18 protein-coding genes, 5 tRNA genes and 1 pseudogene are annotated in these 21,783 nt (G+C 63.9%); 6 read left to right on the top strand and 18 right to left on the bottom strand.

The features are described 5' to 3' along the window. Positions 1-92: 92 nt before the first annotated feature. The 6 genes from nusA to NCT32_RS08245 form a co-directional block, all read right to left on the bottom strand. The gene (nusA, locus tag NCT32_RS08220) at positions 93-1,568 is read right to left on the bottom strand and encodes a transcription termination factor NusA (RefSeq protein WP_061121092.1); all 1,476 of its coding nucleotides are present in this window, start codon (positions 1,566-1,568) and stop codon (positions 93-95) included. Continuing rightward, complete coding sequence (gene rimP / locus NCT32_RS08225) at positions 1,565-2,023, bottom strand: ribosome maturation factor RimP (RefSeq protein ID WP_061121091.1); 459 nt, start codon at positions 2,021-2,023, stop codon at positions 1,565-1,567. The genes nusA and rimP overlap by 4 nt, the downstream gene beginning before the upstream one ends. A 377-nt stretch (positions 2,024-2,400) precedes the next feature. Further along, the gene (rluB, locus tag NCT32_RS08230) at positions 2,401-4,281 is read right to left on the bottom strand and encodes a 23S rRNA pseudouridine(2605) synthase RluB (protein WP_061121090.1); all 1,881 of its coding nucleotides are present in this window, start codon (positions 4,279-4,281) and stop codon (positions 2,401-2,403) included. Positions 4,282-4,410: 129 nt separating this feature from the next. Then, positions 4,411-5,373 carry an SMC-Scp complex subunit ScpB gene (gene scpB / locus NCT32_RS08235; RefSeq protein ID WP_061121089.1) on the bottom strand — a complete coding sequence of 321 codons (963 nt, stop codon included), beginning with the start codon at positions 5,371-5,373 and terminating at the stop codon, positions 4,411-4,413. Positions 5,374-5,729: 356 nt separating this feature from the next. Beyond that, complete coding sequence (locus tag NCT32_RS08240; protein WP_061121088.1) at positions 5,730-6,965, bottom strand: pyridoxal phosphate-dependent aminotransferase; 1,236 nt, start codon at positions 6,963-6,965, stop codon at positions 5,730-5,732. A gap of 73 nt (positions 6,966-7,038) precedes the next feature. After that, positions 7,039-7,941: a LysR family transcriptional regulator gene (locus NCT32_RS08245; protein ID WP_061121119.1), complete on the bottom strand. Its 903-nt coding sequence runs from the start codon at positions 7,939-7,941 to the stop codon at positions 7,039-7,041. A 422-nt stretch (positions 7,942-8,363) separates the two neighbouring features. On the opposite strand from NCT32_RS08245, the gene NCT32_RS08250 reads away from it, so the two are divergent. Beyond that, the gene (locus tag NCT32_RS08250) at positions 8,364-8,765 is read left to right on the top strand and encodes a transposase (RefSeq protein WP_014191699.1); all 402 of its coding nucleotides are present in this window, start codon (positions 8,364-8,366) and stop codon (positions 8,763-8,765) included. A 264-nt stretch (positions 8,766-9,029) separates the two neighbouring features. Further along, on the top strand, positions 9,030-9,287 hold the full coding sequence (locus NCT32_RS08255) for a hypothetical protein (protein WP_061121087.1): 258 nt from the start codon (positions 9,030-9,032) through the stop codon (positions 9,285-9,287). Between the two features lie 237 nt (positions 9,288-9,524). Here NCT32_RS08255 and NCT32_RS08260 read toward each other — a convergent pair whose 3' ends face one another. Then, positions 9,525-9,836, bottom strand: coding sequence for a hypothetical protein (locus tag NCT32_RS08260; RefSeq protein WP_061121086.1), 312 nt, complete (start codon positions 9,834-9,836; stop codon positions 9,525-9,527). Between the two features lie 353 nt (positions 9,837-10,189). Here NCT32_RS08260 and NCT32_RS08265 point away from each other — a divergent pair, with 353 nt between their 5' ends. Further along, complete coding sequence (locus NCT32_RS08265; protein ID WP_250490091.1) at positions 10,190-10,825, top strand: YdcF family protein; 636 nt, start codon at positions 10,190-10,192, stop codon at positions 10,823-10,825. Positions 10,826-11,059: 234 nt separating this feature from the next. Beyond that, complete coding sequence (locus tag NCT32_RS08270) at positions 11,060-11,305, top strand: hypothetical protein (RefSeq protein WP_250490092.1); 246 nt, start codon at positions 11,060-11,062, stop codon at positions 11,303-11,305. Between the two features lie 102 nt (positions 11,306-11,407). Here NCT32_RS08270 and NCT32_RS08275 read toward each other — a convergent pair whose 3' ends face one another. Next, positions 11,408-11,824, bottom strand: a complete 417-nt coding sequence (locus tag NCT32_RS08275) for a gamma-glutamylcyclotransferase (RefSeq protein WP_061121118.1) — start codon at positions 11,822-11,824, stop codon at positions 11,408-11,410. A 150-nt stretch (positions 11,825-11,974) separates the two neighbouring features. Between NCT32_RS08275 and NCT32_RS08280 the strand changes: the two genes are divergently transcribed. Next, the gene (locus NCT32_RS08280; protein ID WP_061121083.1) at positions 11,975-12,817 is read left to right on the top strand and encodes a helix-turn-helix domain-containing protein; all 843 of its coding nucleotides are present in this window, start codon (positions 11,975-11,977) and stop codon (positions 12,815-12,817) included. Between the two features lie 18 nt (positions 12,818-12,835). Here the strand turns inward: NCT32_RS08280 and NCT32_RS08285 are convergent, their stop codons facing one another. From NCT32_RS08285 to gltX, 7 genes are all read right to left on the bottom strand, one after another. After that, on the bottom strand, positions 12,836-13,300 hold the full coding sequence (locus NCT32_RS08285; RefSeq protein WP_061121082.1) for a GNAT family N-acetyltransferase: 465 nt from the start codon (positions 13,298-13,300) through the stop codon (positions 12,836-12,838). A gap of 163 nt (positions 13,301-13,463) precedes the next feature. Continuing rightward, positions 13,464-13,540, bottom strand: a tRNA-Asp gene (locus NCT32_RS08290). A 71-nt stretch (positions 13,541-13,611) separates the two neighbouring features. Next, positions 13,612-13,687, bottom strand: a tRNA-Glu gene (locus tag NCT32_RS08295). A gap of 72 nt (positions 13,688-13,759) precedes the next feature. Then, positions 13,760-13,836 (bottom strand) — tRNA-Asp (locus tag NCT32_RS08300). Between the two features lie 71 nt (positions 13,837-13,907). Further along, a tRNA-Glu gene (locus NCT32_RS08305) sits at positions 13,908-13,983 on the bottom strand. A gap of 161 nt (positions 13,984-14,144) precedes the next feature. Continuing rightward, a tRNA-Ala gene (locus tag NCT32_RS08310) sits at positions 14,145-14,220 on the bottom strand. 148 nt (positions 14,221-14,368) lie between these two features. Further along, positions 14,369-15,778 (bottom strand): glutamate--tRNA ligase, encoded by a 1,410-nt coding sequence (gltX, locus tag NCT32_RS08315; protein WP_061121081.1) that lies wholly within the window; start codon positions 15,776-15,778, stop codon positions 14,369-14,371. A 205-nt stretch (positions 15,779-15,983) separates the two neighbouring features. Here gltX and NCT32_RS08320 point away from each other — a divergent pair, with 205 nt between their 5' ends. After that, entirely contained in the window at positions 15,984-16,928 is a 945-nt protein-coding gene (locus NCT32_RS08320) for a patatin-like phospholipase family protein (protein WP_061121117.1), read from the top strand. A 74-nt stretch (positions 16,929-17,002) separates the two neighbouring features. Here the strand turns inward: NCT32_RS08320 and NCT32_RS08325 are convergent. The 3 genes and pseudogenes from NCT32_RS08325 to NCT32_RS08335 all read right to left on the bottom strand — a co-directional run bounded on the left by NCT32_RS08325 (position 17,003) and on the right by NCT32_RS08335 (position 21,624). After that, positions 17,003-18,236, bottom strand: a pseudogene (locus tag NCT32_RS08325) (c-type cytochrome). After that, complete coding sequence (locus NCT32_RS08330) at positions 18,233-18,805, bottom strand: (2Fe-2S)-binding protein (RefSeq protein WP_061121079.1); 573 nt, start codon at positions 18,803-18,805, stop codon at positions 18,233-18,235. The pseudogene NCT32_RS08325 and the gene NCT32_RS08330 overlap by 4 nt, the downstream one beginning before the upstream one ends. Next, positions 18,802-21,624: a xanthine dehydrogenase family protein molybdopterin-binding subunit gene (locus NCT32_RS08335; RefSeq protein WP_061121078.1), complete on the bottom strand. Its 2,823-nt coding sequence runs from the start codon at positions 21,622-21,624 to the stop codon at positions 18,802-18,804. The genes NCT32_RS08330 and NCT32_RS08335 overlap by 4 nt, the downstream gene beginning before the upstream one ends. Positions 21,625-21,783 lie beyond the last annotated feature (159 nt).

The raw sequence follows: 21,783 nt of genomic DNA on the forward strand, positions 1-21,783 counted from the left end.
CATTCCTCTTGATGCAAGGACAGATCCTTGCGGTTAGATCGGGGTCACGCGGCCAAACAGGCCGCCAAATATCAGTGCGCCATGGTCATTTCTCACTGGAACCAGTGTTCACGTGCTTTCATGATCAACGCCTTAGCGGCATCCTCTTCCATACCGGTCATTTCGACCAGTTCATCGACTGCCAGCTCCGCGAGTTCGTCGCGGGTCTGAATCTGGTGCTCCGCGAGCTTTGCAAGCAGCTCGTTGTCCATGCCATCGAGGCTCTTCAGATCGAGCGCGACGCCTTCCACTTTCTCTTCGTTGGCGATCGCCATCGTGAGCAGCGCGTCGCGTGAGCGGTTGCGCAGTTCGTGCACGGTGTCTTCGTCGAAGGCTTCGATTTCGAGCATTTCGTTGAGCGGCACGTAGGCGATTTCTTCGAGGCTCGTAAAGCCTTCGTCGATAAGGATGTCGGCGACTTCCTCGTCCACATCCAGACGCGCCATGAACAGGTCGCGCAACTTGCCACGCTCTTCGTTCTGTTTCAACGCCGACTCGTCCGGCGTCATGATATTGATTTGCCAGCCGGTGAGTTCGCTCGCGAGTCTCACGTTCTGGCCGGCACGGCCGATGGCGACGGCGAGCTCGTTCTCGTCCACGACGACGTCCATCGAGTGTTTTTCTTCATCGACGACGATCGACTGCACGGCTGCCGGCGCGAGGGCGCCGATAACGAACTGCGCGGGGTCTTCCGACCATAGCACGATGTCGACGTTCTCGCCACCGAGCTCGTTGCGCACGGCCTGTACTCGCGAACCGCGGATGCCGACGCACGTGCCGATCGGGTCGATGCGCTTGTCGTAGGCGATCACCCCGATTTTCGCACGCACACCGGGATCGCGCGCGGCCGCCTTGATCTCCAGCAGCCCCTGTTCGATTTCCGGTACTTCCAGTTCGAAGAGCTTCATCAGAAACTCGGGCGCGGTGCGCGAGAGCTCGATCTGCGGACCGCGCGCGGTGCGGTCCACCTTCGCGATATATGCGCGCACGCGGTCGCCCACGCGCAAATTTTCCTTCGGAATCAGCTGATCACGGCGCAGCAGCGCCTCGACCCGGCCCGACTCGACGATGAAATTGCCCTTGTCCAGGCGCTTCACCGAGCCGGTCATAATTTTTTCCCCGCGCTCGAGGAAGTCGTTCAGGATCTGCTCGCGCTCCGCGTCACGCACCTTCTGCAGAATGACCTGCTTGGCGGCCTGCGCGCCGATGCGGCCGAACTCGATCGACGGAATCGGCTCCTCGATGAAGTCGTCCACCTCCGCGTCGGGCTTCTGCTCCTTCGCTTCGAACAACAGGATTTCCTGATCCGGCTCTTGCAGGCCGGCCTCGTCCGGCACGACGCGCCAGCGGCGGAAGGTTTCATGCTCGCCGCTCTCACGGTCGATGGCGACGCGGATATCTACGTCTTCTTCGAAGAGCTTCTTCGTTGCGGAAGCAAGCGCAGCTTCCAGCGCTGCGTACACGACGTCCTTGTTGACGTTCTTTTCGCGTGCCAGCGCATCCGCCAGCATCAATACTTCGCGACTCATTGTTTGCGGCTCCTAAAATCAACCTTGGGGACGAGACGTGCTTTATCGAGGTCCGCGAGCGTGAAATCGAGCATCGCAGCGCCGTCCTTCCCTTCAAATTCCAATCCGATCTTTTCGCCGTCAGGCGCGTGCAAGATGCCACGGAACGATTTGCGCCCGTCCAGCGGCTTTTTCAACGTGATGGAGACTTCGCTCCCCGCGAAGCGCTCGAAATCCGCCAGTTTCTTGAGCGGGCGGTCGAGCCCCGGCGACGATACTTCGAGCCGGTCGTAATCGATGTTCTCGACTTCGAGCAAGTATTGGAGCTGGCGCGTGACCTTCTCGCAGTCTTCGATGGCGATACCAGCCGGCTGGTCGATATAGACACGCAACATGCCGCCTCCCGAACGTTCGAGATCGACAAGCTCGTAGCCTAAGCCCGAGACCGTGGTTTCTATCAATTCCGTCAGTTGCACAGTAACTCCAAGGTGTTTCGCGCGCTCCACGCCAAAACACCTGCGGGCGAGCGCCTTCATGCGGGCGCGCACCCCTGCTCCCGAGATGCCGAACCGAAAAGCCAAAAAAAAATGGGCGCAACGCCCATCTTCTTCAACCGAGGTCGCACCCGGGCAGCGAAAAAACTACGTGCCCAGCGACTTTGTGATTTTAGCCATTTTTCAGGATAAACGCAAACGTAACGCGCTCTTTCAGCCCTGTTGAGCCCAAGTTCACGTTGATCTGGCTGCGCGATCCCGAAGCGTCAGCCACATGTTTTTCGTCACCGGAAGCAGGCGCGAGTCATCGCACCCGATTCGCGGCGACGTATATGTGCATTCTTTGCGCTTTACCGCGGTCAGCGACCGCGCGAGCGGTTACGCCCGCCCCGGTTGGCGCTGCCGCCGGCCTTGCCCTGCCCCGAACCCTGCTGCGCACCGCCCTGGCGATTGCCACGCGGCGCATTTGCGCCCGCGGCGCGCTTGCCCGCGCCGCCCATGCCCTGCGTCGCGCCTTGCGGACGAGCGCCGCGCGGACCCTGCCGGCCGCCGTTGCCACGATTGCCGTTCGGCTCGTTGCCGACGCGATTGCCGTTCGCTTCGCGCCCGCCGCGACGGCCCATGCCACCGGCGTTGCCCGTGCCCGCGTTGCCGCCGAATCCGCCCATGCCGCCGAGCCCGAAGCCGCCTGCCATGCCGCCCGGCTGACCTCGTCGCCCGCCGCGTCCCGGCGTCTGCTGCTGCGTCATGCGCGCGTGCGAGCTCAGCGCGGGCTCGCGCGTGATGAATCCCATCGACGTCTGCATCGGATCGGGTTGCACGCGCGGCGCCGCATTGCGGCCGCCCTTCTCGGCTGTCGGCAGCTTCAGGCCGACCGACTCCATCAGGCTGCGCACCTGATTGTCTTCGAGTTCCTCCCAGCGGCCGCGCTTCAGGCCTCGCGGAAGCGCGATCGGACCGTGACGCGTACGGATCAGGCGGCTCACCATCAGACCCGCCGCCTCGAACATGCGGCGCACTTCGCGATTGCGGCCTTCAGCCAGCGCGACGTGATACCAATGATTCGTGCCTTCGCCGCCGCCGTCCTGAATGCGCAGGAAGTTGGCCGGACCGTCGTCGAGTTCGACGCCCTTCAGCAGCTTCTGCTTCATCGCCTCCGACAACTGGCCGACCACACGCACCGCGTATTCACGCTCGACGCTGTAGCGCGGATGCATGAAGCGGTTCGCCAGATCGCCCGACGTCGTCAGCAGCAGCAGGCCTTCCGTGTTGAAGTCGAGACGGCCGACCGCGAGCCATTTCGCGGTTTTCATCGACGGCAGCTTGTCGAACACGGACGGACGGCCTTCCGGATCCGCGTGACTGACGATCTCGCCCGTCGGCTTGTGATAGAGCAGGATGCGCGGCGGCTTGCTCGCGAGCTTGCGCTTGAGCGGCTTGCCGTTGATGCGCACCTGATCGGACGGCATGATGCGCTGGCCGATATGCGCCGGCTCGCCGTTCACCGACACGCGGCCGGCGATGATCAGTTCTTCCATGTCGCGGCGCGAACCCATGCCCGCATCGGCGAGCACCTTGTGCAGCTTCGGCGCATCGTCGTCCGGTTCCAGCACGCGCTTTTGCTGCGGGGCGTTGCGGCCGCGTCGCAGCATAGGTGCACGCACGCCGCCCGAACCGTTGTCGGCGTCGAAAGCCGGGGAAGTCACGTAGGCGAACACGTCGTCGACGGCGGCAGCGGCTGCGCTCTCGACGGTCGCGGGGCCCGAGTCGTTGCGCTTGCCGCGCTTTTGCTGCGGCGGGTTCTTGCGCCGCCCGCCTTCACGCGGTGCGGGCACGGCGGCCTGCGCGACCGGTTCGTCCGCCGCGTCGACACTGGCCTCATCCGTCGCGGCGCGCACGTTCTTGCGACCGCGCGGGCTGGCCCCTTCGCTCTTGCGCGGCTTTGCGCTTGGGTCCCTGCGCGGGGTGCGGACCGGTGCGGCGACGACGCCATCGGGCGGCGTCTCGTTCACGGCATCCGGCGCGCCTTCGGCGTCCTTGGTCTTCGCGACAGCGCGACGCCGTGCGATCAGGCTGCGCGGCCCGCGGCGCAGTCCGCGACGCGGACGATCTTCGCCCTCGCTGCCTTCATCGGCGCGGTCGGCGCGCGTGCGTTCGCCGGCATCGGCCGACTCGGGTGCGTCCGCGGCATGCGCCGGGCGCGCGGATTCAGGCGAATCGCTGTCGTGGGAGTGTGTCAAAACAACCTCAAATGTCGAAGCGCGCCCGTCGCGGGCGCGTCTAAAAATCCGCTGATCGGTCCGGCTGGTCGTCTCGAAATGATCTTTATGGAGAGCCGGGTTGCGAGATCAGGGGCCTTGCAATTTGCGTCAGGCGCGGCGCGCCTTCGGTTCTTCGGAGTCGTCGTCCAGTTCTGCGTCGTTCGATGGACTCGCGTCTCGTTCCTCTTCACGCGGCAACGACGCGGGTGCGTCGTGCGCGCTGCTCAGCGGCTGCGCGTGAATCCCGGGCGGCAATGCGACGCGCTCATCTCGCGCATCGAAATGTTTCGCTCCGAGTGTTTCCTGCTGTTCTTCTGCCTGTTCTTGCTTCACCGAGACATCGGCTGCGCTCTCATCGCCGCCGGGCACTTCGGTTTCGACGGTTTCAGCCGATTGCATCGCTTCAACGGCGTTGACCGGCGCGAACGCATCGTCTTCCCCGTTATTCATTGCGTCCGGCACGCCGTGCGCCTGGGCGCTAGCCGGCTGCGCGTCCCCGGCAATGCTGTCGGGGAATTCGATGGAATGCTGCGCGAGCAGCGATGCCTCGAGTTGCGCCGCCGGATTGTCCAGCGCAGGCAGCTCGTCGAGCGCGCTCAGGCCGAGGTCGTCGAGAAACTGCTTGGTCGTCGCGTACAGCGCCGGGCGGCCCGGCACATCGCGATGACCGATCACTTCGATCCAGCCACGGTCTTCCAGCTGCTTGACGACCTGCGTGTTCACCGTCACGCCGCGAATCTCTTCGATATCGCCCCGCGTTACAGGCTGCCGATACGCAATGATTGCCAGCGTTTCGAGTACGGCCCGCGAATACCTGGGCGGCTTTTCCGGGTGCAGCCGGTCGAGATAGCCCCGCATGGCAGGCTTGCTCTGAAAACGCCAGCCCGAGGCAAGCGCTACCAGCTCGACGCCGCGTCCCGACCAGTCGGCCTTGAGCGCTTCGAGCAACGTGCGAACGGTATCCGCCGAAATGTCGTCGGCGAACAGCTTGCGCAATTCATTCAGCCTCAGCGGTTCCTGCGCGCAGATCAAGGCAGTCTCGAGGACGATCTTCGCCTCTTGGGTATTCATGCAGCTTGGGTCAACCCTGTATGGTCAATGATTCAATTCAAAATCGGGCTTGCGCAGGACCGAACGCCACCAAACTGGTGCGAACGATAAAGCTGGACGCGGAGTTTCAAGACGCGCTCGCCCGATTGTAATCGGTCATATTGATTGGGAGCACGCACCGGGGAGAGGCGGTAAAGGGCGATCGGTGAGCGAATCGCCGGGCCATCCCAGCCGGACGAGGTGGCGCTTTCCTAGGCGAAAGCGCGTGACTGAGCGCCATATTACGCAAAAACAACCGGGGCGTAAAGGTGATCGCTTGATCGTCGGCCGAACTCACTCGACGCCGGTCCTGACCGACCGGCGTGCGCCGGCACGACTCAGGCGACGGCGCGCGCCGCCAGAAAACGCTGCAAACGCTCGACACCCGCGTCGAGCCGCGCCGGATCGCACGCGTAGCACCAGCGCACGAAGCCTTCGCCTTCCGGGCCGAACGCGCTACCCGGCGCGAGCCCGAGGCCGGCTTCGCGCACGAGCGACTTGCACAGATCGAGACTGCTGGACGCGCCCGGCAGCGAGAAGAACAGATACATCGCGCCGTCGGGCGCGCGAACATCGACGCCTTGGATCGTCTTCAGCGCCCTCACCAGATGATCGCGGCTCGCGCGCAAATCGGCGACGAGCGCCTGAGTGAAGCGTTCGCCCTCTTCGACCGCGACGATGCCCGCCTGCTGCACGAACGACGGCGCGCACGAAGTGTTGTATTCCACGAGCTTGCCGAGATCGTCCATCAGTTGCGTCGGCGCGACGAGCCAGCCGAGCCGCCAGCCGGTCATCAGCCAGGCCTTCGAAAACGAATTCACCGCGATCACGCGCTCGTCGCGCGCGGCGAGATCGAGGAAAGAAGGCGCGACGCGCGCGCCATCGCCGTAATACAGACGCTCGTAGACTTCGTCCGCGACGATCCAGATGCCGTGACGGCGGCAATGCTCCAGCACGGTGCGTTGCTGCTCGCGCGTCATCGTCCAGCCGGTCGGGTTGTTCGGCGAGTTGATCATCAGCATGCGCGTGTCCGGCGTGAGCGCCGCGAGCAGGCGGTCGAGATCGAGCGTCCAGCCGCGCGCGCCATAGGTCAGCGAGACCGTGTCGACACTCGCGCCGAGAATTTTCGGAATCTCGACGAGATTCGGCCAGAGCGGCGTCACCGCGACGACGCGATCGCCCGCTCCGACGACGAGCTGCGCCGCGAGCATCAGCGCATTCACGCCGGCGCTCGTGACGGCGATATGCGCCGGCGCCGTCGCGCCATGCAGCGCGCTCACGTAGCGGCTGAGCGACTCGCGCAGCGGCGCGATGCCGAGATTGTGCGTGTAGAAGGTGGCGCCATCGGTGAGCGCGCGGCTCGCGGCGTCGCGAATGAACTGCGGCGTCACGCGGTCCGATTCGCCGAACCAGAACGGAAGCACGTCGGGTACGCCGAAGCCGGCGTTCGCAACCTCGCGGATCTGCGACGGCCTCAACGCACGTACCGCGTCGCGGGCATTCGGCGCACCGGACCCGTGCAGGCCGGCCAATTGACTCAGTTCGCTGACCACCGCTCCTTCCGACTCACTCATCGCTCGCCCCGTCGTCTTGTCTAAAAAAATGAAGTCTAACGCGCGCGCCGCGTTTTCGAGACGGCAGACCGGCTTATACGAGGTCTTCCGCACGCCGCGGCAGCGATGCGATCAGCGACCAGACCGACTCCGCCGCTGGCGACAGCGAACGATCGCGCCGGCGCACGAGTTCCACGGTGCGCTCGGCGCGCGGCTCGAGCGGCAACGCAACGAGCGACGAGTCCGCCGGCAGCGGCAATGCCAGCCACGGCAATACGCTCACGCCGACGCCCGCCTCCACGAGGCCGAACACCGTCGCCGAATGGCCGAGTTCCTGCACCACTTGCGCTTCGACGCCGTGCTCCTGCATCACGGCGTCGATGATCGGCCGGCTCCCGGACGCGTAGTCGAGCATGACGAGCCGCTCGCCCGCGAGCGCCTCCCATGGCACGGCCGTCTCGCGTCCGAGCGGATGATCTCGCCGCGCGACGAGACAGAACGAATCGGTCATTACGGGCTCGCCATGCAGATCGTCGGAGGAAAATGGTCCGATCACCACGCCGAAATCGACTTCGCCGGACTTGACCTTTCGCAGGACATCGGACTGAACGTCATCGCGCAGACTCAGCGTGATCAGCGGAAATTGCTGCAGGCACGAAGCGATCACGCGCGGCATCAGCCGGCAAGCGACAGTCGGGCTCGCCGCGACGATCACTCGTCCGCGACGCTGCTCCCCGAGATCGCGCACTTCACGCAGCGCCTCGTCGAGATCCGCCAGGAGACGCGACACAGTGCCGACGAGGTTCGCGCCGACGTCGGTCAAGAGCACCTCACGCGTCGTCCGATCGATCAGCTTGAGGCCGATTTCCCCTTCCAGTTCGCGCACGCAACGGCTGACCGCCGACTGCGTCAGGCCGATCTCATCACCCGCGCGGCTGAAGCTGCGCAGCCTCGATACCTCGATAAAGACGCGCAGTTGCCGCAACGTCACGTTCAATGGCGCACTCATTCGAATTGCTCATCAATTAGCCGATTTCATGCGCGAGTATAACGGCGGTTCGTATGATTTCATGCGCGAACGTACGTTACGCTGCGGTGCAGCAAATTACTGAAACGCACGCTGGATGGGCCTATTGCACTTGATTGGTGATTGTCCCGATTTCTTAATCAGTCTGTTTCGGGTCTGATACGGGCCATGCTGGCATCGCGTCAGCCTACTGCCATGCGGGTTTCCCGGATTTCGCAACATGCATGGCACGGTTCTCGCATTTCTTTGCGCACAGAGGTCGGAGCGACAGGCGGTCATTGAACGTTGTCCGCCGCCACCGCTTTGACCTTCCCAGGCATTCGTTTATCGGATTCCGCCCAGAGTGCGCGGCGCGGGGCAGCGCACCGGGGTTAGCTTCGCTGAGGTGAGATATGGTGCTGTTCGACGATTTGAGAGATAACGAGTGGGCGCTGGTCGAGGCGTTGTTTTGTGCCGAGCCGGCACGTAGCGAACGGCGCGGACGTCCGCGCGTCGAGGCGCGAGCCGTGGTGAACGCGGTTTTGTGGGTGCTGTCGACTGGCGAAGGCTGGTCGAAGCTGCCCGGACGCTACCCGTCCCCGCCGACCTGCCGCCGCCGCTTCGATGAATGGCAAGCGGACGGTACGCTCGCCGAGATCGTGAAACGTCTTTCCAGCAACGGCCGTGAAGTGTCGCTGCGCGGACGCATAGGGTCGAGCGCCGCGAAACCCCCGGCGCCGCCGAGTCGCGATCGTCTGCGCGGCGCGTTCTGGACGAACCCGGAATCGTGGCGCGCTCCGGCGAAGATGGCCTGATCGGATTTGCTTCAATTCGAGGCCGGTAACCGCCGGCCTCGCGCAGATATTCTGACTCTCGCGCAGGTCACGGCCTTCGCGATCTCCACTCTCTTCCGAATTCGACTAGCGGCATCGATGGACCGCATCTGCCCGTGTCGACGGTCGCACGGCGCGCCGTCGCGACGAAACAACTCTTTACTATTCCTTACAGCGCCACTGCGGAACACAGCATAGCTTGGTGAATGATCGAACAGGCCCCACGAAGGCTTCGAGGATTTCATCATGAAGGCATCGACTCTGCTCGTGCACGGCGCCGTTGTCGCGCTGACGAGCACCGCGGCGATGAGCCAGGCCCAGCCCCCGCCGCCTGCTTCCGATTTCCATGTGGGCACGAAGGCCTCGGTGGCCGCGTCGCAGAGCGCCAGCCGGAATCGCGACGCCGCGCCGCCCGCGCCGCGCGGCGATCTGCGCGGCGACATTGCGAGCAACGCGCGCCCTCGCCCGGATTCGGACCGCGATCCGCATGTCCAACATCGCTGAATGCGCCTGCATCAATGATGCGCGCTTCGCGGAACCACTTCGGCGCGCGTCAGTCACACCCCATGCCATGAACAGCGCGTGGCAACAGTGATATCCGGTCTGCCCGTGTCGTTCGCGGCACGGGCGCTTTTTTGACTGGAGCGCCGACTGCAGGTCGATTGCCGGGTCTTTTGTCCGACGACAACGTGCCCTCGACCCATGCGTCGACTGTCCACCGCTTCCGGCGTATCCGGCAGGCTAGACGCGCGCCTCCAGAACTGCTTCCTGTCCACCGAACGTGTAAGGCTCCGCACGACGCAGATCCCAGTCGCTCGAGCGTTCATCACGTGAAAGGCGCAGGAATTCGTGCTTGCCGCGCTCGGTGACGACCGCGATATCGACGGGAGCATGAAATCCGGGCGCGGGTGCCACGGTGCGCTGCCGGGTGAGTTCGAGCAAACCTAGCGCGCGCAGGAGGTCGAAAACGTTGGGACGTTTTGCCCAGGGAACCTGACGATACTGCGCTCGGCGAAGTGCTTCGAGTACAACTTCGTTGGAATACGTGGTCATCTCGTTCTTTCTTCCTGTGCAGCCATGACGACGCTCGTGACGGTCGCAAGACGGTTCGCGACGTCGACTAAACGCGGCGCGCCGAATCTCGTCTGCGATGGCGATTCGCAGCTGAATGTTTGGCCGCCGCTTGCGTTAGGTGCTGCTTTCTATTACAAGCCCCCGTTGAGAGCGCGCTAATCACGCGCTTTACTGCGACAACCGCCGATGCGTTCCAAAGCACGCGATGACGGAACGAATTGTCCTCAAACCAATACGTTACCCCAATCAAATTGGTTCTATTCACTTTATTGCTGCTTTTTTTTGCATTATTTGCGCTGTGGCGGCGCCGCCGCTTTCAGATCGCGATCATCGTGGCTGCGCTCGCGTGGGCAGTCGGCTCCGGCTGGCTCGCGACTCCGCTGCTCGATCTCGCCCAGCACGGCTATCGTCATACCGATGTGCCGACCTTCGCTCCCCGGACGACGATGGTGCTCATGGGCGGCGGAACGGCCCGCAGCGAAGGGGGACTTGTTCCGCAGTTCAATGCGATGCGGCGTATCGACGCGATCGGCATGTTGTATCGCGAGTGCCGCGAGACCGGCGCGTCCTGCAAGGTGATCCTGAGCGGCGGCGACCCGCAACGCCACGGGCAGGCCGAAGCGGACAATTACGCGCCTTACGTGCTCGCGCAGGGCGTCGCGCCGGATGATCTCGTGCGCGAGAATCAAAGCCTCAACACTTACCAGAACGCGCGCAACGTGGCCGACATCCTGGGCCCCGCACATGACAACCGTTTGATCGTCGTCACATCTGCGTATCACATGCGGCGTGCGTTGCGTGCCTTCGAGGCGTTCGGCTACGCGCCGGTACCCTACGTGTCGGATGTGCGGCCCAATCGCGTCACGTTGTTTCCGCGCATCCGAGGCTTTGCGAACAGTGAACTCGCCATGCACGAACTTGTCGGGCTCGCGCGCTTCGATGTGTATCGCTGGCTGCATCTCTACTAGCGGCGACGCACCCAGCGCGACGGATGCTAAGGACTCTGGAACAGTTCGACGATGACACGCGCCACACCGTTGCCCGATTCCGGGCTTATGATTCACATTGTCTGAACGTTAGGCGCGTGAAGTTCGCGGCTGACGTCCCGCGATGCGGCGGGAGCGATTTTTGCTCGGATGCAAGCGTCATTCCACCGGATCGGACAGACGATTCCCGGGTTCAACTGCTACTAGGAGGTAACAATGAAGAAAGTGTCCCTGGCTGTTCTGTTGTCCCTCAGCGCGGTCGCATCGGGCGCTTACGCCCAGGGCGATCAGGGCGTGACCATGAGCACCGATCCTGCGAAGATTTCCGATATCGAATCGCGTGCGCAATATTTGCAGTCGCAGCAAGACAACATGCAAAACATGCGCTCGCAGACACCTTCGCACAAGTCGATGCATCACAAGAAATCGCCTAACAAGCCGGCGGCTGGCTCGAGTCAGTAAGCCCGGCGCGCCTCAGGCACGGGGCCATTCACGCGCCGCCTTCAGTCGACCCGTCGGCGCGAAGGCGGCGCGAGAGTATGTGCACGTCGTATTCGCCAACGCTCATGCGCGGTTAGCGCGGTGCGAAACCCAGTCGCCGCTTTCAATGCGCGGCCGTCCGGCAACGGCGGCAGCCGCGACCGGATAGATCAGGCAATCGATCCGATCCGGTCTGCCTTCGACATTCACGTCCACATGCAGGCGATGCGAGCGGAATAACCCTTCGACGCCCGGATACACTTCTTCGATTTCATCGAGCACAGGTACAAGCGCGTCGTCGATGCGATAGACGTCGCCGCGAATCGGCGCGCCCTCTTCGTCGATCACAAGCCCCGGATAGCTGCCGAAGTCGAAAAGCCGCCCCTGAACATGCGCGGCGCCGATCCATTCCGGCATGGCGATGCCGTTGCGCCCGGCCGCCCGGTTGATATCGTTGACCTCGCCAGCGCGCAACGTGCCGTAAACGAAAACGTATTGCATCGAAAAGCCCGCTCCTGTCGTCGGAAGATGATCGACGGCCATTATGCGCCGCGCAAAATCGCGGCGCGCTCCGGTAAGCGCTTTCGGCTACCATCGGCGCGTGCCCCCTGATGACTCCGCACGCCCGATCACACTCCAACCTGAGCGAACATGGCTACGTTAGTCGAATCGAGAACGTCGAGCGAGGAAGTCGAGCATCTCGACATTCCCGTTGAGCATTCACCGACGCTCGATCATCCGATTCGCGTGCGGTCGCGGCCGGTTCCTTATGGCGTGCGTATCGCGCTGCATACGCATCCTTGGGCTCAGGTCGCGTACACCTCGCGCGGCGTGCTGCGCGTCGCAACCGCCGATTCCACCTGGATGGTGCCGCCCTCGCGCGCGATCTGGGTGCCGCCCAATGTCACGCATGAAGTCGTGATCGTGGAGGATGCCTATCTGCGCACGCTGTATGTCGATGCGAGCGTCGTGCCGGCCGGACTCGGCGCCTGCCGGGTCGTCGAAGTGTCGGCGCTCTTGCGCGAAGTCATCGCCGCTCTCGACGAAGAAGCGATTTCCCGTCAGCGCGAGCGGCTGCTCGGCACGCTCGCACTCGATGAAATCATCCGTTCGCAGCCGTTGCCGCTTTCTGTGCCGATGCCGAGCGAGAAGCGTCTGCGCGCCTTGTGCAACGCCGTGCTGGCCGACCCGTCGCATTCGGATCTGGAGCGTTGGTCGTCCGAAGCGGGCGCGAGTTCGCGCACCATCGCGCGGCTCTTCAGACGCGAGCTTGGGGTGAGTTTTTCGCAGTGGCGCCAGCAGGCCGTTCTCGCACGCGCGATCCCTTTGCTGAGCCAGGGCCGCCCGCTCGCGCTGGTTGCGCGCGAACTGGGCTATCAGAGCCAGAGCGCGTTCTCCGCGATGTTCCGTCGCGCGTTTGGCGAGAGCCCGCGCGCATTTTTCGCGCGCGATAGCCGCGATGATCGCGATACGCGCGACATCGACGGTGCATAGGACACGGACGCTCCCGCGTCAGACGCGCCGCACCATGTGCCGGATCGCGCCGAGCTGCGCGAGACGCGAGCCGGCCGGCCGGTAGCCGAGACGACTGTAGAGACGCGCCGCCGGGTTATCGACGAACACGCGCAACTGACATTCGGCGAGCCCGCGCGCTCTCGCCCAGCGATGCGCCGTGTTGAGCAGGAACGTTCCGGCTCCGCGCCCGCGATAACCCGGTGCAATTTGAACGTCGCGAATATGCAGCGAATTGTCTTCCTCGGTGACGCGCATGACGCCGATCGGAATGCCGTCCGCCTGCAGGATGAAATTCTCTGACTCGCGCCAGCTCGAGAGGAAGAGATCGCCGCGCCACACGAGGTTATGACGCCGGTAATAACCGACCATGTTGTCGTGCGTGAGCGCTTCGGCGAAGGCGAAGTCCGCCATGGTCGCCTGGCGCAGTTGATAGAGCGAGAGGTCTTCGGTCGGATCGAGCATCGCACGGGCACGAGAACAAGTGCCTAAACACTAAGACAGTGCGCGCGGGCTGGCAATGGCCATTATTACGGTCGAGTGCGGATCGAACGCGTACTTGAGGGATCGTCCCGGCGAGCAGGCAAAAAAAATCCAGCCGACAGGCTGGATTTTTCGCACAACGATTTGGCGGAGCGGACGGGACTCGAACCCGCGACCCCCGGCGTGACAGGCCGGTATTCTAACCAACTGAACTACCGCTCCACTTCTTTTCATCGATTCGCGGCGTGACCCTGCGAATCTTGCAGCGCTTCTACTAGCAGCCGCCGATGTTCTGGCGTCCCCTAGGGGATTCGAACCCCTGTACTCACCGTGAAAGGGTGATGTCCTAGGCCTCTAGACGAAGGGGACTTCAACTTCTACGCAGCCTGCGGCGAAAAAAAACCGGCTCTCATTAGCCGGAGTGTTCCTGCTCGCAAGTGTTGGCGGAGCGGACGGGGCTCGAACCCGCGACCCCCGGCGTGACAGGCCGGTATTCTAACCAACTGAACTACCGCTCCACTTCTCTTCATCGACCCGCCGTGTCACCTGCGAGCCTTGCAGCGCTTTCTACTAGCAGCCGCCGATGTTCTGGCGTCCCCTAGGGGATTCGAACCCCTGTACTCACCGTGAAAGGGTGATGTCCTAGGCCTCTAGACGAAGGGGACAGAAACTTGTGATTCTGTCTTTACCACGCTCCGCTTATTGACTCACTTACTGCCGCCAATCAGCGAAGACCGAGATTCTAAACAACTTCGCGTTGCTTGTGAAGTATTTTTTGCGACTTCCGTTTTCGGACAACCAGCTTCGCGTTACTTCACCTGTTCTTTGGTGGAGGTAAGCGGGATCGAACCGCTGACCTCTTGCATGCCATGCAAGCGCTCTCCCAGCTGAGCTATACCCCCTTGCAGAACAGAAACGAGATTGTATAGGGCGTTTTTTAAGCTGTAAATACCTTCTGACGACTTAAGTGAAACTTTTTTGTCTCGCCTGACGCCGATGCGCGCAATGGATGGCGCGCGGCGGCCGCCGCGAGCCATCCGCCGTTGCGCGTCAGCCGTTCGCCTTCTCCAGACGCTTCAACACGGTCTCACGACCGAAGAGCATCAGGACCGCGTCGATCGATGGCGTATGGGTCGTGCCCGCGACCAGCAAGCGCACCGGCATCGCGAGTTGCGGCATCTTGAGCTTGTGCGCCGTGAGCGTCGCCTTGAGCGCCGCCGCGATCGCCTCCTTGCTCCACTCGACGTCCGCGAGCGCCGCACGCAAGTCTGCGATGGCCGGACGCACAGCATCGGTGACGTGCTGCGCGAACGCGTCCGGATCGATGGCAGGCTCGCGATAGAACATTGCGGCGTTATCGGCGATCTCTTTCACCGTCGATGCGCGATCCTTCAGGAGCGCGATCGCCTGATCGAGGGGCGCGCCGCCGTCGATGGCAGCCGCATCGATGCCCGCCTGCAGCAGGAACGGCCGGGTCAGCTCCGCGAGCCGCGCGTTGTCCGCTTCCTTGATGTAATGCGCGTTGAGCCAGTTGAGCTTGTCGTGGTCGTACTGAGCCGGCGACTTGCCGAGATGCTCGAGATCGAACCATTCGACGAACTGCTCACGCGAGAAAATCTCGGCATCGCCGTGCGACCAGCCGAGGCGCGCGAGATAGTTCACCACCGCCTCGGGCAAATAGCCGTTGTCGCGATAGCCCGTCACGCTCATCGCGCCGTGGCGCTTGCTCATCTTCTCGCCCTGCTCGTTCAGCACGGTCGGGAGGTGCGCGTACACCGGCACTTCGCCGCCCAGCGCGCGCAGGATGTTGATCTGACGCGGCGTGTTATTCACGTGATCGTCGCCGCGGATGACGTGCGTGATTTTCATGTCGAGATCGTCGACGACCACGCAGAAGTTATAGGTCGGCGTGCCATCGGGACGCGCGATCACGAGATCGTCGAGTTCCTCGTTCGAGATTTCAATGTGGCCTTTCACCGCGTCGTCCCAGGCGACCGCGCCGGTCAGCGGATTGCGAAAGCGCACGACCGGCTTGACGCCCTCCGGAATCGGCGGCAGCACCTTGCCCGGCTCGGGACGCCACGTGCCGTCGTAGCGCGGCTTTTCGCCGGCGGCGCGCTGCCGCTCGCGCAGCGCGTCAAGTTCTTCCGTCGACATGTAGCAGTGGTAAGCGAGCCCTTTCTCCATCATCTGCGCGACGACCTCGCGATAACGGTCCATGCGCTGCATCTGATAGAACGGGCCTTCATCGTAATCGAGTCCGAGCCACGCCATGCCTTCGAGAATCGCATCGACCGATGCATCGGTGGAGCGCTCCAGATCGGTGTCCTCGATGCGCAGCACGAAGGTGCCCTTCATCTTGCGCGCGAACGCCCACGGATAGAGCGCGGAGCGGATGTTGCCGAGATGGATGAAGCCGGTGGGGCTCGGTGCGAAGCGGGTACGGACTTGGGTGGTCATTGCTGTTTGCTCGATGAATGGCGGTGCGCGCTCGCGCTCGGATTCCGCTCAAAATGAGACGAAATTATACTCGCCGACCGCTTTGCGCCGGTCCGCGCGCCTTTTGTTTTATGATGTGCGCGCTTTTTTCGATCTCCCGCAACGCCCGTGTGCAACGCCCGCACGGACGGGCCGCCCGGGACCCGCTGCATCGCCGGAGCACACCTTGAATTCATCGTCACCCCGTCTTTCGCGGCGCGCGTTCTCGCTCGCGGCCGCATCGTCCATTCTCGCCGCCTGTACGACCACGAAGGGCGGCGTGTCAGGCGAGACCGCCTCCGGCACACCGGTCGCGCCGCCGGCGAACACGGAGCCGCAGCGCCCGATGCGCATCGGTCTCGCGCTCGGCGGCGGCGCCGCGCGCGGCTTCGCGCATATCGGCGTGATCAAGGCGCTGGAAGCGCGCAACGTGCGCGTCGATCTCGTCGCGGGCACGAGCGCGGGTTCGGTGATCGCGGCGCTGTACGCATCGGGGATGAGCGGCATCGCGATCAACAAGCTCGCGCTGACCATGGACGAAGCCTCGATCAGCGACTGGGCGATGCCCTTTCGCACGCGCGGCATCCTGCAGGGCGTCGCGCTGCAAAACTACCTGAACAAGACGCTCGACAACCGTCCGATCGAAAAGATGGCGAAGCCGCTCGGCATCGTCGCCACGGATCTGAAGAGCGGTCAGCCGATTCTTTTCCAGCGCGGCAACACGGGCATCGCGGTGCGGGCGTCGTGCAGCGTGCCGTCGATTTTCGAACCGGTGAAGATCGGCGATCGCGAGTATGTCGACGGCGGGCTCGTGAGTCCCGTGCCGGCAGCGTTCGCGCACAAGATGGGTGCCGACTTCGTGATCGCGGTCGACATCTCGGCGCGGCCGGAAACCGGGCTCACGTCCAGCTCGTTCGACGTGCTGATGCAGACCTTCACGATCATGGGCCAGACCATCAAGGCCTATGAACTCGACAAATACGCGAACGCGGTGATTCGCCCGAATCTCATGGCGATGAGCAGCAGCGATTTCAGCCAGCGCAACGCGTCGATTCTCGCGGGCGAGGAAGCGGTCGCCAAAATGTGGCCGACGCTGCAGCGCCAGCTTGCGGAGCGCGGCGCGCGAGTCTGATCCCTTCGTCGCGCGCCCAATGCAACGAGGCCACGCAATATCGCGTGGCCTCGTTTTTTTTGGAGCGTCTGGAGTTAGCGCAGCGACTTGACCTTGTCGGCGGTCACATCGCCGGGCTGTCCGCCCCACGTCACGCGAAGATAGTTCGTGAGCTGCGCGATCTGCTCATCGCCATAGGTTCCGGCGAAACCCGGCATGGCCTGCATGTTCTCCACGCCCGGAAAGCGCTGCGCCTCGAGGCCATCGAGAATCGACGTGATGACGTTGCGCGGGTCGGCCTCGCGCAAGGTCGAGTTGCCGTCCATGCCCACCGCGACATGCGGCTTGCCCTGACCGTCGATCCCGTGACAGCCCGCGCACGAATCGAGGTAGAGACCGCGGCCCGCCGACACTTTCGCCGTGTCGTCGATCTTCACGGTGGCGCGCGGTGCGGCTTCCGGCGGCGCGTCGCCGAGCAGATAGGTCGCGAGCGCGCGCAAGTCCTCCGAGCTCAGATGCTGCGTGCTCAGATAGACCACGGGATGCATCTCACCGAACGCGGAGCCTTGCTTCGCCACGCCGGTTGCGAAGAACGCCTGCAGATCCGCGCCCGTCCAGCCGCGCGCGGCGAGCGCGGACGGCGTGATGTCAGGTGCGCCGATGCGTCCGACCCCGCCGCCCTGCAAGGTCTTCGCGTCCTGCATCTGCCCGAACGCGCCACGCGGCGTGTGACATTCCGCGCAGTGGCCGAGTGCGTTGGCCAGATAGCGCCCTCGCGTCCAGTCGGCCGATTGTCCCGACGATGCATCCGGCAGCGTGTCCTTCAGGAACAGCATGTCCCAGAAGCGCACGGCGAAGCGCACGTTGTACGGAAACTTCAGATCGGGATCGATGTTCGGCACCGCCGCGGGCTTTTGCGTCATCAGGTACGCGTAGGTCGCGTCGCTGTCCTCGCGCGACATCTGCCGATACGACGTGTACGGCATCGCGGGAGAGCTTGTGCTTCGCCGTCACGCCGTCATGCAGCGCGCGGAAAAATTCATCGGAACTCCACATGCCGATGCCGTGCTTCGGATCAGGCGTGATGTTCGTGCCGTAGAACGTGCCGAATTGCGATTCGAGCTTCACGCCGCCCGCGAACGGCGCGCCGCCATGCGCCGTGTGGCACGCGGCGCAATCGGCGGCATGCGCGAGATAGCGTCCGCGCGCGATCTGCTCGGGCGAGGTTTTCGGCGGCGCCGCGACATCGTTCTGACCGCCGCAACCGGCGAGCACGAAGGATGCCGCCGCTAGCGGCGCAACGAGACGGGTCAGGATCGATCTCATCATGCGGCGTCCTTCACGAGTCCGGGCGTGGCAAGCACGAGATCCTTGACCGCTTCGTAGTAGCGCACGTAGCCGGTGCAGCGGCAGATGTGCTCGTTCAGCGCCTCCATGATCGTCGCTTCGATCTGCTCCTTCGCGATCGGATTGCGCTTGAGCCTTTCGATCAGCACGGTCGTCGCGTTGACGAAGCCCGGCGTGCAATAGCCGCACTGGAAGCTGAAGTGCTCGAGGAACTTCTGCTGCACCGCCGACATTTCGACGACTTCGCCTTGCTCGTTGCGCTTGGCGTGCCCTTCGACCGTGCGCACGGTCTTGCCGTCGAAGAAATGCGCGCCGTTGATGCACGTGCGCACTTCCTCGCTGGTTCCGTCGGCGTGGTCGACGATCACCACGCACGCGTGGCAGATGCCCTGACCGCATCCGAGACGCGAGCCGGTGAGCCCGGCGTACTCGTGCAGAAAATCGATCATCGACAGACCGGCGGGCACCTGCATTGGGCCGACCTTTTCGCCGTTGATCGTCATCGAGAGTGCGCGCGATTCAACGCCCGCGGCGGATTGGATGGCCGTCATGCGAGCACCTCCTGAATGTTTTGCGGCGTCACCGGCAGATCGGTGAAGCGATGGCCGATCGCGTGCGCGATCGCGTTGACGATGGCGCCGACCACCGGAATCATCACCACTTCGGCGATGCCCTTCGGCGGATCGGTTTCGGACAGCGGCGGCAGCACTTCGCCCGTTTGCTTCCACACGGCGACATCGCTCGCGAGCGGCAGGTGATAGCGGTTGAAGTTCCAGGTGCCGTTGCTCGGGCCGTCTTCGTAGAGCGGCAGATACTCGTGCAGCGCGTGCCCGATGCCCATCGCGATGCCGCCCTGCAACTGGCCCGACACGAGTTGCGGCGCGATCTGATTGCCGCACTCCATGATCGAATGATGCGAAAGCAGTTCGACCTCGCCGCTCGATTCGGTCACGGCGAGTTCGACGAGCGTGCCAAGCGCGCTGTAGTACGTGACCGCCGCGTTGTTGCGTTGCACGGGCGGGATGAAGACGCGCTTGCGGTCGAGGACCGTGTAGCCGTTCCCCGTGGCTTTCGCCGCGCTTTTAGCCTTACCGCCGCCGAAGCGCAGCGAAAGGCCGTCGATCGGAAGCCGCTCGACTTCGCCCGCGATGTCGAACTGCGCCTCGCTCCATTGCCAGCGATTGAACGTGTGCACGGCCGCGCCCGTGACGAGCCCAAGCTCGTACGCCTTCTTCGCGAGCTGCTCGAAAGGAATCGGCTCGAGTCCGTCGGCGGACAGCTTGCCGTCCGTCCAGCGCGCGTCTTCGATGCGCACGACGAACGACATCGCCTGACCGCCGCCGATGCCCTGCCCCCAGATCGCGAGCGCCGCGGGCCAGATGCCGTGACGGAAGACCACGCGCGCCGCTTCGCGCGTCGCGTGCGTGAAATAGAACGCCGAATTCGTCGCGCTCGCCGGCGACATGTACGTGGGCGACCAGCGCGGATTCGCGCTCAGGCGATCCTGCTCGGCCTGCGACATGATGTACGGATCGCCGCTCGTGACGACAGGCAGGTCCGTCCAGTCGATCGTCGCCATGTGAACGTCGGCCGCGGGATTGCCGAGCCATTTCGCGCAGGCGAGCGCCTGCGATGTCGACGCACCGGTGCCGATCTCCGCGCCCGAGTGATGCAGCGCGATGCGGCCATCGGCGGTGAATTCGATCTTCGCGAACGCGCTCTCCGCGCCGGTGCCGAAGTCCTTCTGCGTACACGCGAAACCGACACCGTAGCGCTTGCCTGGGTGCGTCCCTTCGTATTCCGTCTTGCGCTTCTTGCGCTCGGTCCAGAGCGGATGCGCCTGCGCGCGCCGAAGCACGTCCTCGGCGCGCACGGCGCCCGCCGGAATCGCGCCCTGCGTGTTCTTCATGCCGGTGCGCATCACGTTCTTCAGGCGCAGCTCGATTGGGTCCATGTCGAGCGTCTGCGCGATGTCGTCGATCATCATCTCGGTCGCCGCCATGCTCTGCAGCGTGCCGTAGCCGCGCGCCGAGCCGGCGTCCACCGCGCGCGATGCGATCGCGGTGGCGGTCAGATCGCTCTTCGGGATGTAGTAGATGGACTGGGCCGCCGTCGCCCCGACCATCGCGACCGACGGCGAGAAGTTGCAGCGCCCGCCACCGTTGGCGACGAAATCGCCCTTGAACGCCTGAATCAGCCCCGATTTCCGGTCGATCGCCATGCGATAGCGCATGTCGAACGCGTGCCGCTTGAGCGAGCACTGGAACTGCTCGAAGCGGTCGTTGGCGAGACGCACCGGCCGGCCGTCGCCGTACAGCGACGCGAGGAGGCCGTAGAACGGCATGTTGTAGTGGTCCTTCGAACCGTAGCCGACCGTATAGCACGGATGCAGGAACAGGTTCTTCACCGGAAAATGCGACTTCGCCGTCATCTCGATCGCGCTTTCGGCCACTTCATGCGGGCCTTGCGTCGGGATGACCATGTGCAGCGATTGCGTCGCCGCGTCGTACCAGCAATTCGCGTTGTCGGGTTCGAGCGCAGCAGTGTCGACGGATTGCGTGCGGTAATCGCGATCGACGACGAGCCATTCCGCCGGTGGGTGATCGAGCGCTTCGGCGATTGCGTTCGCATGGAACACGCCCTGCTCGTCGAGCTTGCCGTGCTCGGCGGCGCTCGCCCAGACCGGCTCGCGCTTCTTCATCATGTGCGGGAAGAGCGGCGTGTCCTTCAGACTCGAGAAGGTATCGTCGTCGTAAGGCGTCTTGCCGCCGACGCGCAGGAAGCGGAACGCCGCCCACGGGTCGCGCTCGAGCGGGCCGGTCGTCGCGCCGTAACGGATGACGCCTTCGCGGAACTGGAGCTTGTCCTTCGCGAAGCGAAAGCGCGCGAAATCGCGATAGATCAGGATCGCGACCGCCTGCCCGAGATACGCCGGCGTCTTGCCGGCGGGCAGCAGCATGTCATCGCCGTAGAAGGCGGGGAACGCGAGCTTGTCGCGCGCGAGATCGTCCGCCGTGACGATGCGATCGGGCGCGAGGCCGCCGTCGAGCATCGAGAGATCGAAACCTTCATAGATGCAATCGGCGCGCGTCGTGCGCAGGATCATTGCGTGCGATTGCTCTTTCGGCCAATGCGGCATGTCCGCGGCGCGGACATCGCGCGCGAATACTTTCGCGCCCGTCACCTTCGCAATACCGTCGATGCGAAACTTCGCGCCGCCGCTCGTCGCATCCCACTGAACGGGAGTCAGAATCTTTTCTTCGAACAACGCGGCGAACGCACGGCTGCCGAGCGGCGCTACGAACACCGACACGCCAGCGAGCGCACTCGCCTTCAGAAAACCGCGCCTCGACAGGCCGAGTTTCCCCATTTACTTCTCCCCAAGTGATCGCCAGCGGATCGTCCGCAGCGGGACCGTGGCCCGCCGCCAGTTCGGCAATGTGAAATTTGTTTGCAATGCGAAGCACTGCCACGCGGGCGATTCCTTTCCGGACGCGTGATTCAGCGCATCGACATTAGTTGCCGACGC

Source organism: Caballeronia sp. INML2, from assembly GCF_023631365.1.
Lineage (GTDB): Bacteria > Pseudomonadota > Gammaproteobacteria > Burkholderiales > Burkholderiaceae > Caballeronia > Caballeronia turbans.

Coding starts and splice junctions, on each gene's coding strand:
- nusA (WP_061121092.1), bottom strand. CDS start 1,568: ATGAGTCGCGAAGTATTGATGCTGGCGGATGCGCTGGCACGCGAAAAG.
- scpB (WP_061121089.1), bottom strand. CDS start 5,373: ATGAATACCCAAGAGGCGAAGATCGTCCTCGAGACTGCCTTGATCTGC.
- NCT32_RS08240 (WP_061121088.1), bottom strand. CDS start 6,965: ATGAGTGAGTCGGAAGGAGCGGTGGTCAGCGAACTGAGTCAATTGGCC.
- NCT32_RS08250 (WP_014191699.1), top strand. CDS start 8,364: ATGGTGCTGTTCGACGATTTGAGAGATAACGAGTGGGCGCTGGTCGAG.
- NCT32_RS08255 (WP_061121087.1), top strand. CDS start 9,030: ATGAAGGCATCGACTCTGCTCGTGCACGGCGCCGTTGTCGCGCTGACG.
- NCT32_RS08260 (WP_061121086.1), bottom strand. CDS start 9,836: ATGACCACGTATTCCAACGAAGTTGTACTCGAAGCACTTCGCCGAGCG.
- NCT32_RS08270 (WP_250490092.1), top strand. CDS start 11,060: ATGAAGAAAGTGTCCCTGGCTGTTCTGTTGTCCCTCAGCGCGGTCGCA.
- NCT32_RS08275 (WP_061121118.1), bottom strand. CDS start 11,824: ATGCAATACGTTTTCGTTTACGGCACGTTGCGCGCTGGCGAGGTCAAC.
- NCT32_RS08280 (WP_061121083.1), top strand. CDS start 11,975: ATGGCTACGTTAGTCGAATCGAGAACGTCGAGCGAGGAAGTCGAGCAT.
- NCT32_RS08285 (WP_061121082.1), bottom strand. CDS start 13,300: ATGCTCGATCCGACCGAAGACCTCTCGCTCTATCAACTGCGCCAGGCG.
- gltX (WP_061121081.1), bottom strand. CDS start 15,778: ATGACCACCCAAGTCCGTACCCGCTTCGCACCGAGCCCCACCGGCTTC.
- NCT32_RS08330 (WP_061121079.1), bottom strand. CDS start 18,805: ATGACGGCCATCCAATCCGCCGCGGGCGTTGAATCGCGCGCACTCTCG.
- NCT32_RS08335 (WP_061121078.1), bottom strand. CDS start 21,624: ATGGGGAAACTCGGCCTGTCGAGGCGCGGTTTTCTGAAGGCGAGTGCG.